Source organism: Nocardia wallacei, assembly GCF_014466955.1.
In the GTDB taxonomy this organism is placed as follows: Bacteria; Actinomycetota; Actinomycetes; order Mycobacteriales; family Mycobacteriaceae; genus Nocardia; species Nocardia wallacei.
The window spans coordinates 4079108-4089717 of record NZ_AP023396.1; the positions used below are offsets into that span (position 1 = coordinate 4079108).

The window sequence follows — 10610 nt, forward strand, 5'->3', positions numbered from 1 at the left end:
CGGCCGCGATCAGGTCACGAGACCAAAACGTTTCGGCGCAGACCCCGACGTGCGGGTATACGGTCGAATACCGACAGATCAGGCACGCTGCACGAGCTCGACCGGAACCGGAGAAGCTTACGGAGGCGTAGTGGTCTCATCACAACTGTTCGTCAACGAATCGGGCGGCCGTCGCGTCGTCCCCGGTCACGACACGCCATCCGCGCCACCCGACCTGCCGTTCACGCCGCTGCGCCTGGCCGAGGCCGATGCCCGGCTGGATCGGGCCGTCCGCGCCGGCAACGGCCACACCGTGCTGGTGTGCGCGCCGGCCGGTAGCGGTAAGACCGTCCTGGTGGCCGACTGGATCCGGCGCCGCCACGCGAACACTCCGGTGGGCTGGGTCGGTCTGGGCGATGCCGCCGCCGATCCGGACCGACTGTGGCCGGCCGTGGCCGACGCGCTGCGGCTGCCGGTCGTCAGCCGCCCCAACGCCGTGCCGGACACGCCGGTGGACGACGCCGCCGCCCTGCTGTCCGCGCTCGCCGCCCGCCCCGGCCGCACGGTACTGGTGATCGATGACGCGCACCTGATCAACGACCCGCTGACGCTGTCCGGCCTGGAGTACTTCGTCGAGCACGCCCCGCGCCAGCTGATCACCGTCGTGCTCGGCCGCTACGACCCGCCGATCCGCTGGCACGCGCTGGAGATGACCGCCCGGCTGACCCGCGTCTCGGCACCCGAACTGCGGTTCGACGAGTCGCACACCGCCGCGCTGCTCGCCCAGCACGACTGCCGTCTCACCGCGACCGAGCTGTCCGGAGTGCACGAGCTCACCTGCGGCTGGGCCGGTCTGGTCCGGATCGCCGCCATCGATCTCGCGGCGCGCACCGGCAACCGGGAGACCGCGATCGCCGCGCTGGCGCAGGGCCCGCGCGCGGTGGCCGACTTCCTGGTCGGGGAACTGCTGACCACCCTGCCCGCCGAGGCGCGCGAGTTCCTGCTCGCCACGGCCGTCCCGGACTCGTTCTGCGCCGAACTCGCCGCCGCGCTCGCCGGGCCGGCCGCGGCGAGGATGCTGGAACACCTGCTGCGCAACAACTTTCCCGTCGAGGTCACCGCGCACGACGGTGTGCTCTGGTACACCTACCACCCCATGCTGCGCACCTACCTGCTGGCCGAGGCGGGCCGCGCCGACCCGGACCGGATCGCCGAGCTGCATCGCGAATGCGCCGGTTGGTTCGTCGCCACGGCCCTGCTGCCCGCCGCTCTGCGTCACGTTCTCGCCGAACCGGGTCATCCCGCGCTGCCCGGCTTCGTCCGCGCGCACGGGCCTCGCATGGTGTTCGACGGCAACGGCGCCGCCCTGTTCCGCGCGCTCGACCACATCGACGCACCGGCCGACGACCGGTTCGTGCTGCTGCTGCGGACCGCCGACGCCATCGAACACGGCGACGTGGTCCAGGCCACCGCCCTGCGCGAACTCATCGCCGAACGGCCGCAACGCGATTCGGTGTTCGTGCCGCCGGAACTGTTGCGTCCGTTCACTCTCGCCGTCGTGCACGATGTCACCGCCGGCACCACCGACGCTCCCGGTCCGGTGCCTCCGGTGCCGCCCGCGACGGGGCACCTGGACCTGGACTGCTATATCGCCCTGCAGATCGCCACGGCGCACACGTTCGCGGCCGACGCCGGGCAGCGCGGCGAACCGGGCCTGCGGCACGCCCTGGCGCTGTCCGAACGGGCCGGTCTGCACCGCCTGACCCTGCATGCGCTGACCCGGCTCGCGATGGCGGCCGGTCTGGGCGGTTCGCTCGCGCTCATGCGCGAGCGTGCCTTCCGAGCCGTCGCGTTCGCCGACCATCATCGCCTGCACGACACCGCGTCGCTGGCACACGCCCGGGTCATGGTCGCGCTGATGGCGTACCTGCAAGCCGACGACCACTACCTGCAGGCGGCCGAAATACTGCCCCGCACAACACGTCTGGACGGCTCCACCGCGCCCGCGTCGGGCTGGCACGCCGATGTGCTCGCGCACCTGTTCACCTTCGACACCGCCCCCGACCGGCATGCCGTCGCCGACACACTGCGCAACGCCATGCACCGCCTCCTGGAGGAGACCCCGGTACCCGCCACCACCGGCGGACTGCTGGCCCACGTCACCTGGGCGCTGTTGCGCCTGCGCCGCCACGACACCGCACAGCAACTGCTGGACCGGGCGGTGACGACGCTGGGCCGGCTGCCCGAGACGACACTGGTGGAGGCCGCGCTCGCGGACTACCACCATCGCTCGACCGCCACGGTGGAGCTCATCGAACCGCTGCTGCGGCAGGAGGAGAATCTGCACCCGGTGTCGGCCGTGCACGCCTGGCTGCTGCGTGCCGCGGCCGACCACCGCCTGGACCGGTCCACCGCCGCCTACGAGGCGCTGCACCGGGCGCTGGCGCTGGCCTATACCGATCGGGTGATCCGCCCCTTCCTCGATGTGCCCGGCACCCTCGGCCTGCTCGACCAATTCGTGGGCAGGTTCGGTCATCTCGACGAATTCGTCGACACCATCCGGCATCGCCCGCGCACCCGGGCCACCGCGCGGCTACCACACCTGACCGACACCGAACTCGCGGTGCTGCGCCAGCTCCCGTCCGGCATGACCACCCACAGTCTCGCCGCCGATATGGGCGTGTCGATCAACACCGTCAAGACCCACCTGCGCGGCATCTATCACAAGCTCGGCGTGCGCACCCGCGCCGACGCCATCGCCCACGGCCGCAACTTCGGGCTGATCTGAACTGTCCGCGGACCGTCATCGGGCGGCGCGCACCGAGTTTCGTGTGTCGTGTGGTCACCACGCGGCCGCGGGCATCGGATGCCGGGCGCCGGCGTGCCGGGCGGCCGCCGGGACGGTTACGGTGGTCTCGCGGCGGAACGCGAGGGTGCCGGACGCGGTCAGCACCGTCTCGGCGAGGTCGCGGGCGAGGGCGAGATCGTCTGCGGGAAGGGCGAATACGGAGAGGGTCAGGGCGCCGGGGCGGGCGAGCGCGAGCGCGGGATCGAACCGGTCGATCACGGCGGGGCAGCCCGACAGCAGCATGACGGCGGTGCTCAGTTCGGCCGGTGCGCCCGCATCGGGCATCCGGATCCCGGCGGCGGCCGCCGCCACGGCGCTGAACAGCGTGACCTGCCCGTCCGGTACCGGTGGATATCCGATGCCGCCCCAGCGGCGCAGCGCCGGGCACGCCGCGAAATCGGTTCGGCCCGACCATCGTCCGCGCCCCGCCGCGAGCAACCGGTCGACCCTGACCCGCCATGCCCGGGGGTCGTGGATGTCGGCGCGGAGCCGAAGCCGGCGGCAGGAGACGTCCACCGCTGTCGTGGCCGCCGTCGCGACGGGCAGCACCATGGTCATAGCGGCCTCCCCATGCCGATCCTGTTGGCGGTCAACGTGTTCGACCGTCGCACGGGCGCGGTTCGGCGCGCTCGCGAAGACCGCCACGCCACGGCGAACGCGGTGATCGCGACGGCCAGCAGCGCCGCGGTCGCGGCGAGGGTCGCCGTCAGCAAGGCCGTGCTCGCCGCGGTCTCGGCATGGTGGTAGCGCAGCAGGAGGGCGGCGGCGACCGGACCGATGAACACCAGCGCGGGGATCAGCACGAGAAATCCGACGGTTGCCGAGGAGGCCGGAGTGGGCGCCGCACGGCGCGAGATCATGTTCATCGCAAGCTCCTGACGTGCCGGATCAGGGGTTGTCCCGATGAGTTGTCCGATACAGCAGGGTCTCCCCGCGGTCCCGTCGCCACCTCACCCGGTCAGGATGATCTCCGGCCGCCCGGCACGCGGGCCCACGCGGCGGCCGCCGCGGCACCGAGATTCACCCGCCGTGGGTGAGGCCGCCGCGGCCCGCGACTGCGATCGTCACAGCACCGATCAGCCCGCCACGGCAGCGACAGGGGTGCATGCCATGACCGTACGCAGCGATGTTTCGGCAAGCGTCGAATCGCAGCACGAGAAGTTCACTCGCGACCTGCCCTTCGACGACGACCAGGACTTCGCCGCCGCGCGGCGTGGCTTCGTCGCCGCCCTGCGCCCCGGCACGGTCGAGAACTCCGACGGCGAGGTGGTGTGGGACAGCGACGCCTACGCGTTCCTGGACGACGACTGCCCGCCGACGGTGCATCCCAGTCTGTGGCGGCAGTCGAAACTCTGTGCGATGCAAGGGTTGTACGAGGTCACCGACGGCATCTTTCAGATCCGCGGGCTCGACCTGTCGAATATGACCCTCGTCGAGGGCGACACCGGCATGATCGTGATCGATCCGCTCATCTCCGCGGAGACCGCGGCGGCCGGGCTGGGACTCTACCGGGAGCACCGGGGCGAACGCCCGGTGACCGGGGTGATCTTCTCGCATTCGCACATCGACCATTTCGGCGGCGTCAAGGGTGTCACCACGGCCGAGGACGTGGCGGCGGGCCGCTGCCCGATCGTGGCGCCCGCGGGTTTCGTGGAACATGCCGTCGAGGAGAACGTCTACGCGGGCACCGCGATGTCGCGCCGCGCCGCCTACATGTACGGCGCGGCGCTGCCCCGCGGGCCGCTCGGCGCGGTCGGCGCCGGGCTCGGACCGACGACCTCGACCGGCACCCCGACCCTCATCACGCCCACCGTCGACGTCTCCCGGACCGGCCAGACCGAGGTGATCGACGGCGTCCGGGTGGAGTTCCAGCTCACCCCGGGGACCGAGGCGCCCTCGGAGATGAACTTCTACTTCCCGGACCGCCGCGCACTGTGCATGGCCGAGAACGCCACCCACACCCTGCACAATCTGCTGACGCTGCGCGGCGCGCTGGTGCGCGATCCGCACGTGTGGTCGAAGTACCTGACCGAGTCGATCAACCGCTACGCCGCCCGCAGCGATGTCCTGTTCGCGTCCCACCACTGGCCGACCTGGGGCACCGAACGCCTCACCGAGTTCCTCGCCCTGCAGCGCGACCTCTACGGCTATCTGCACGACCAGACCCTCCGGGCGCTCAACAAGGGCGCCACCGGGATCGAGATCGCCGAATCCATCGAGCTGCCGCCCGCCGTCGCGCACGCCTGGCACACCCACGGCTACTACGGTTCGGTGAGCCACAACGTCAAGGCCATCTATCAGCGCTACATGGGCTGGTTCGACGGCAACCCGGCGACGCTGTGGCAGCACCCGCCGGTGGCGTCCGCGCGCCGGCACCTGGAGTTCATGGGCGGTGCGGACGCGGTGATGCGCAAGGCCCGCGAATCCTTCGCCGACGGCGACTTCCGGTGGGTGGCACAGGTGTTGAACTATGTGATCTTCGCGGACCCGGAGCACGCGCAGGCCCGGACGCTGCAGGCCGACGCCCTCGAGCAACTCGGGTTCGGCGCCGAGAACGGCACCTGGCGCAACTTCTACCTGATGGGCGCCTACGAGTTGCGCCACGGCTCGGTCGGCACGCCGACCGCCACCGCCGCGCCCGACATCGCCGCGGCGCTCAGCGTCGAGCAGTTGTTCGACGCGATGGCGCTGCGCATCGACGGACCCCGGGCCTGGTCGGCCCACCTCACCATCGACTGGCGGGTGTCGGACCGGAAACTGGTGCACCGCACCGAACTTCGCAACGGAGTGCTGGTGCATTTCGACATCGAAGGTGACGTCGCGGCGCCGGACGCGACATTCACGCTGACCGACGCCGATTTGCACGCCGCGCTGCTGGGCGGGCAGGATCTGCGGCAGATGATCGCCGAGGGCACCGTCGCCGCCGAGGGCGACGCGACCGTACTGGCCGAACTGGTCGGCTACCTGGACGCCCCCGATCCGGACTTCGCCATCGTGACGCCCTGACCCGCCGCGCGGCGCTCGTGCCGGGGACCTGGCCCCGGCCTACCATCGACCGGAGCGGGCGATGGCGCCGCCCGGCACGCAGATCAGGGAGGAACCGTGGACATTACCCAGCTGATCCTCGATGACCATCACGAGCAGCGGCGGCTGTTCGCCATCCTGGAGCAGATCGACCGGTCGCAGACCGGCGAACTGTCGGCCATCTGGGATCGGCTGGCGAGCTTCCTGGAACTGCACGCGCAAGCGGAGGAGGAGATCTTCTATCCCGAGCTGCTGCAGCTGGGCGTCGCGGCCCGGCGCGCGGCCGGAGTGGAGGCGGAGACGCTCGATGCCATCCACGACCACAACGACATCCGCGACGCGGTCGCCGAGGTCGCGCGTCATCGCGTCGGCACCGACGACTGGTATGCCGCCGTCGCCGCGGCGAACGAGGCCAACGGCGATCACATGGCCGAGGAGGAACGCGAGGGCCTCACCGATTTCCGCCGCCTGGCCGGGCTGTCGCGCCGCCATCAGCTGGCCGTCGCCTTCGCGGCGTACGAGGCGCGTCACTACGCGGGTGTCCGGTCGGTCGACAAGGACCCCGCCGAGTATGTCCGCGCGGTCGAGCAGGGGGTGCGGCCGGGGGCGAGCGGGTCGCTGAGCATCGGTCCGATGAAACGGTCCTGACGGGCTCAGAGCAGGCGTGCGATGGGGCTGTCGGCGATGCCGCGCTGTAGTTCGGCGACGTCATCGCAGACGAATTCGGCTCCGGCGGCGGTGAGTTCGGCGCCGGAGATACCGCCGCTGAGCACCCCGATGGTGGGCACGCCGAGGGCGACGCAGGCCCGCGCGTCCCACACCGCGTCACCGACGAAGACCGCTCGCCGCGCCGAGACACCGGCCCGGTCGAGCGCGATCCGCACGATGGTGGGATCGGGTTTGGCGTCCTCGACGTCCTCGCCGCCGGTCACCGCGTACAGGGCGGGTTCGCTGTCCAGTAGTTCGCGCAGCCGGGCCAGTTCCTCCGGGGGCGCGGAGGTGGCGAGTACGACGCGCAGGCCGCGGTCGTGCAGGTGCGCCAGGATCTCCCGCGCGCCCGGCAGCAGGGTCAGCTCGTCGGCGCTGTCGAGGTAGTAGCGGGAGTGCAGGTCGTCGGCGCGGTCGGCGGCGTCCTCGCCCAGTTCCGGAGCCAGGGTCCGCAGCAGGGTGCCGCCGTCCATGCCGATGGCGCGATGAATGCGCCAGGTCGGCACGACTGCCCCGGCCTCGCGCAGCGCCCGGTGCCAGGCCCGGGCGTGCAGGTAGTTGGAGTCGACCAGGGTGCCGTCGACATCGAAGAGCACCGCTGCGGGATCGGGCACCACAACCTCCTCGTCTCGGAGTCGCTGTCGTACCGATCTACCCCGTACACGCCGCTCGAATCGGTGCGTGCCCGAGCCTCACACCAGGCCCGTGGCGTCGAATATCCAGGACATGTCCGCGGTGGCGAAGTCCGCCATCCAGGTCGGTGGGGCATGGTCGGCCAGGGCGCTCATGTCCCAGTAGTCCTTCCAGAGCGCGATCTTGCCGTGCTCGACCCGATGCACCGAGACGAATCGCAGGGTGGCGGATTCGCCTGTCTCCCAGTGCCATTCCTCGTGGTGCTCGTACATGACGTCGGTGCCGTTGTCCAGCAGCAGGCCGTCGAAGTTCTCGTAGGAGGCCAGGGGTTCGAGGCCGATCTTCAGCCGCTTGACGATGTCGTCGGGGCCCCGCGCCGCCGCCGTCGGACCGACCGGCATGTCGAGATAGATGCAGTCGTCGGACAGGTGGGCCCGCACCGCGTCCCAATCCCGCCGCGACAGCGCGCCCCACAGCCCGAGCACCGTCGCGGTTACCGAATCCGCCTGTGTGTCACCGTCGATCGTCATGCCCACCACCTTCCGGAACCATTGTTAACAGATGTCCGTACACCTGTCCATAATGGATTTCGGGCGTGGTGCGGGAGCGGTGACAGCGTCACTTCACCTTGCGAACCCGGGTGGTGGCCGTGGAAACACGTTTGCCCGCACGGTTTTCCGCGCGCAGCACAGCGATGGGGCCGCCGTCGCGATCGACCAGGACCGAGTGCGGTTCGCCGGCGGCGAAGGCGTGCCGCTCGCCCCATTGCCGCAGCGCCACGACGACGGTGAACAGATCCCGCCCGGCCTCGGTGAGTTCGTAGGTATGGCGTTTGCCGCCCGGGTTGACGCTGGTGGCCAGGATGCCGTGGTCGACGAGGCGGCGCAGGCGAGCCGTGAGGATGTTCCGGGCGATCCCGAGTCGCTGCTGGAATTCGGTGAAGGTCGCGGCGCCGTCCATGGCGTCGCGCACGATCAGCAGGCACCACCGGTCGCCCACCAGGTCGACGGTGCGCGCGACCGGACAGGTGGGATCGGTCCAGTCGCGGTCGCGGATCGTGGTCATGCGCCTCCTGCCGATCAGTTGCGGTTTGAAACCATTATGCCCTATGGTTCAAGAGTTTCAATTTGCAACTTTTGGGAGGCGTGGTGGCGACGGGAACCGGGCGATCGCAGCGTTTCGTGCTGGCGTCGGTGTGCGCGGTGGCGGTGTCGACGATCTATGCGATCCAGCCGGTACTGGCGGCGGCGGGCGGCGGGCTCGGGGTGGCGCGCGAGTCGCTGGGCGGGCTGGTGGCCGCGGGGCAGGTCGGCTATTTCGTCGGCCTGATCCTGCTGGTGCCGCTGGGTGATGTGCTGAATCGCCGTCGGCTCATCAGCGTGCAGCTGGCGCTCACCGGCGTGGGCGCCGCGGTCGCGGCCGTCGCCGCGAACGGTGTGGTCGCGATGGTGGGGCTGGCGGTCGCGGGCCTGTTCGCGGTGGTGGTTCAGGTGACCGTCGCGTACGCGGCGGCCGTGTCGGCGCCGGGCGAGCGGGGCCGCACCATCGGCGCGGTGACCTCCGGTGTGGTGATCGGGATCCTGGGGGTTCGGGTTCTCGCCGGTGCGGTGGGTGATGTGGTCGGCTGGCGTGCGGTGTACGCGCTGTTGGCGGCGCTCTGCGTGGCGCTGGCCGTCGCGGCCCGTGCCGTGCTCGATCCGGACCGCCGGAGCGCCGGGGCGCGGTACGCGCGGGTGCTGGCGTCGATGGGGCGGCTCGTGCGCACGGATCGCCTGTTTCTGAGCCGGGGGTTGATCGCGTTCTTCCTCTTCGCGTCCTTCGGGACGCTGTGGAGCGGGCTGGCACTCCCGCTCGGCGCCGCACCCTGGCACCTGGGCAGCACACAGATCGGCCTGTTCGGGGTGGCCGGACTGGCCGGGGCGGTCGGCGCGGGACGGGCGGGGCGTTGGGCCGATTCCGGCCGCGCGCAAGCGATCACGGGCTCGGCGCTGGCGTTGCTCGCCGTCTCCTGGCTGCTCATCTCCCGCGCCGAATCGAACCTGTGGCAGCTGGTCGTCGGCATCGTGTTGCTCGATTTCGCCGTCCAGGCGGCGCACGTCAGCAACCAGCACCTGCTCACCGCCGCCCATCCCGACCATGCCGGGGGCGTCATCGGCGGGTACATGGCGTTCTACTCCCTGGGTTCCGCCCTCGGGGCGATCACGACCGCCTGGGCCTACAGCCATGGGGGGTGGGCCGCCTCCTGCTGGGTCGGTGCGGGTTATGCCGTTGCCGCGGTGCTGGTCTGGGCCGGAGCCCACAGCACTTCGCGGGCCGGCGACACACAGCCGCCCACTGTTCGGACTACTATCCAGACAGGTGTCCCGAATGCGCCGGGCGCCCGGACCGAAGCCGATCGAGAACACGTGAGTACAAGATGGACAGAGAAGACCTGACGATCATCGAATTCGCCCTGCTGTGGCAGCCCTACGGCGGCCCACCGGCAGAGGAGATCCTCGTCAACTTCGGCATGACCGAACTGCGCTTCCGCTCCCGCGTGGTCGACATCCTCGCCGCCCGCGGCACCCCCACCGACCGTCCCCTCCGCCGGCACGCCCGCGCCACCCTCCGCTCCTACTTCGAAATAGGCAGGTCCGCCGCCCTGGCCCGCGCCGCGGCGACCCGCCGCCCCTGAATTCGCGCCCTCGCGACGGCACTGACCTGCACCAGCTCGCCGGTTACCGGGCGATGGCCGAGACGATCGACCTCACCATGCTCGCCGCCGAATCGCCCTCCTGCTGACCCGGCGGCCACGCCGCGCGCGCCCGGCGTTCCATGAACTCGACGATCGTACGGGCGACCTGGCGGCGCACCGGCTCGTGCAGCAGATCGTGTCCGGCGTCGGGGAATTCGACCAGGTCCACCAGCGCCTCGCCCGTGGCCCACCGCCGGATCGATTCCACCGGCGCCCGACGATCGTCGCACCCGTGCAGCGCCAGCGTCGGCACCGGCGGCGACGGTATGCGCCACGCCTCCGCCTGCGGCGGGGTCCCGATCAGCACGACCGCGTCGACGGCCGAGACCGTGGCGGACCCGGAGCGCATGGCGATCAGTGCGGTCCCCGCACCCAGTGAATGCCCCATGAGGACCAACGGCAGGCCGCCGTGTTCGCGCCGCGCCCGCTCGACCAGGGTCAGCGCGTCCACGGCCAGATCCTCGACGGGCGCGTGCCCGTCGGTCTCCCCCTCGCTCAGGCCGTGCCCGGCGTGGTCGATCCCCCACACGTCGATGTCGTGGCGATTCATCGCCCGCGCGAAACGGTGATAGTCGGCGCTCTGCTGCCCCAGACCGTGCAGGAACACCAGCACCAGCCGCGGTCGCGCCGCCGGCCATCGGCGGTAGTGCACGCGGCCGTTCACACCGTCGAAGAAGGGCATCG

The 10610-nt window shown here is 71.0% G+C and carries 11 protein-coding genes; 5 read left to right on the top strand and 6 right to left on the bottom strand.

Annotation, left to right across the window (positions count from 1 at the left end; genetic code table 11):
* Positions 1-130 precede the first annotated feature (130 nt).
* Positions 131-2767 (top strand): winged helix-turn-helix domain-containing protein, encoded by a 2637-nt coding sequence (locus NWFMUON74_RS18055; protein WP_187683049.1) that lies wholly within the window; start codon positions 131-133, stop codon positions 2765-2767.
* Between the two features lie 54 nt (positions 2768-2821).
* Here NWFMUON74_RS18055 and NWFMUON74_RS18060 read toward each other — a convergent pair whose 3' ends face one another.
* Both NWFMUON74_RS18060 and NWFMUON74_RS18065 read right to left on the bottom strand, forming a co-directional pair.
* Positions 2822-3385: a hypothetical protein gene (locus NWFMUON74_RS18060; protein ID WP_187683050.1), complete on the bottom strand. Its 564-nt coding sequence runs from the start codon at positions 3383-3385 to the stop codon at positions 2822-2824.
* Positions 3382-3693 (bottom strand): hypothetical protein, encoded by a 312-nt coding sequence (locus NWFMUON74_RS18065; protein ID WP_187683051.1) that lies wholly within the window; start codon positions 3691-3693, stop codon positions 3382-3384. The genes NWFMUON74_RS18060 and NWFMUON74_RS18065 overlap by 4 nt, the downstream gene beginning before the upstream one ends.
* A 244-nt stretch (positions 3694-3937) precedes the next feature.
* Here NWFMUON74_RS18065 and NWFMUON74_RS18070 point away from each other — a divergent pair, with 244 nt between their 5' ends.
* Both NWFMUON74_RS18070 and NWFMUON74_RS18075 read left to right on the top strand, forming a co-directional pair.
* Positions 3938-5833: an alkyl/aryl-sulfatase gene (locus tag NWFMUON74_RS18070; RefSeq protein ID WP_187683052.1), complete on the top strand. Its 1896-nt coding sequence runs from the start codon at positions 3938-3940 to the stop codon at positions 5831-5833.
* A 96-nt stretch (positions 5834-5929) separates the two neighbouring features.
* Complete coding sequence (locus tag NWFMUON74_RS18075) at positions 5930-6499, top strand: hemerythrin domain-containing protein (protein ID WP_187683053.1); 570 nt, start codon at positions 5930-5932, stop codon at positions 6497-6499.
* Between the two features lie 5 nt (positions 6500-6504).
* On the opposite strand, the gene NWFMUON74_RS18080 is transcribed toward NWFMUON74_RS18075, so the two are convergent.
* The 3 genes from NWFMUON74_RS18080 to NWFMUON74_RS18090 all read right to left on the bottom strand — a co-directional run bounded on the left by NWFMUON74_RS18080 (position 6505) and on the right by NWFMUON74_RS18090 (position 8257).
* Positions 6505-7176 (bottom strand): HAD family hydrolase, encoded by a 672-nt coding sequence (locus NWFMUON74_RS18080; protein ID WP_187683054.1) that lies wholly within the window; start codon positions 7174-7176, stop codon positions 6505-6507.
* A 75-nt stretch (positions 7177-7251) separates the two neighbouring features.
* Positions 7252-7722: a nuclear transport factor 2 family protein gene (locus NWFMUON74_RS18085; RefSeq protein WP_187683055.1), complete on the bottom strand. Its 471-nt coding sequence runs from the start codon at positions 7720-7722 to the stop codon at positions 7252-7254.
* An 88-nt stretch (positions 7723-7810) separates the two neighbouring features.
* Positions 7811-8257 (bottom strand): winged helix-turn-helix transcriptional regulator, encoded by a 447-nt coding sequence (locus NWFMUON74_RS18090; RefSeq protein WP_187683056.1) that lies wholly within the window; start codon positions 8255-8257, stop codon positions 7811-7813.
* Between the two features lie 83 nt (positions 8258-8340).
* Between NWFMUON74_RS18090 and NWFMUON74_RS18095 the strand changes: the two genes are divergently transcribed.
* Both NWFMUON74_RS18095 and NWFMUON74_RS18100 read left to right on the top strand, forming a co-directional pair.
* On the top strand, positions 8341-9627 hold the full coding sequence (locus NWFMUON74_RS18095; RefSeq protein ID WP_187683057.1) for an MFS transporter: 1287 nt from the start codon (positions 8341-8343) through the stop codon (positions 9625-9627).
* Entirely contained in the window at positions 9609-9866 is a 258-nt protein-coding gene (locus tag NWFMUON74_RS18100) for a hypothetical protein (protein ID WP_187683058.1), read from the top strand. Before NWFMUON74_RS18095 ends, NWFMUON74_RS18100 begins: the two co-directional genes overlap by 19 nt.
* A 43-nt stretch (positions 9867-9909) precedes the next feature.
* On the opposite strand, the gene NWFMUON74_RS18105 is transcribed toward NWFMUON74_RS18100, so the two are convergent.
* Positions 9910-10608 carry an alpha/beta hydrolase gene (locus NWFMUON74_RS18105; RefSeq protein ID WP_187683059.1) on the bottom strand — a complete coding sequence of 233 codons (699 nt, stop codon included), beginning with the start codon at positions 10606-10608 and terminating at the stop codon, positions 9910-9912.
* Positions 10609-10610: the final 2 nt, after the last annotated feature.

Excerpts from the sequence above, each read along its gene's own strand:
- NWFMUON74_RS18085 (WP_187683055.1), bottom strand. The coding sequence starts at position 7,722 with ATGACGATCGACGGTGACACACAGGCGGATTCGGTAACCGCGACGGTG.
- NWFMUON74_RS18065 (WP_187683051.1), bottom strand. The coding sequence starts at position 3,693 with ATGAACATGATCTCGCGCCGTGCGGCGCCCACTCCGGCCTCCTCGGCA.
- NWFMUON74_RS18090 (WP_187683056.1), bottom strand. The coding sequence starts at position 8,257 with ATGACCACGATCCGCGACCGCGACTGGACCGATCCCACCTGTCCGGTC.
- NWFMUON74_RS18105 (WP_187683059.1), bottom strand. The coding sequence starts at position 10,608 with ATGCCCTTCTTCGACGGTGTGAACGGCCGCGTGCACTACCGCCGATGG.
- NWFMUON74_RS18070 (WP_187683052.1), top strand. The coding sequence starts at position 3,938 with ATGACCGTACGCAGCGATGTTTCGGCAAGCGTCGAATCGCAGCACGAG.
- NWFMUON74_RS18100 (WP_187683058.1), top strand. The coding sequence starts at position 9,609 with ATGGACAGAGAAGACCTGACGATCATCGAATTCGCCCTGCTGTGGCAG.
- NWFMUON74_RS18060 (WP_187683050.1), bottom strand. The coding sequence starts at position 3,385 with ATGACCATGGTGCTGCCCGTCGCGACGGCGGCCACGACAGCGGTGGAC.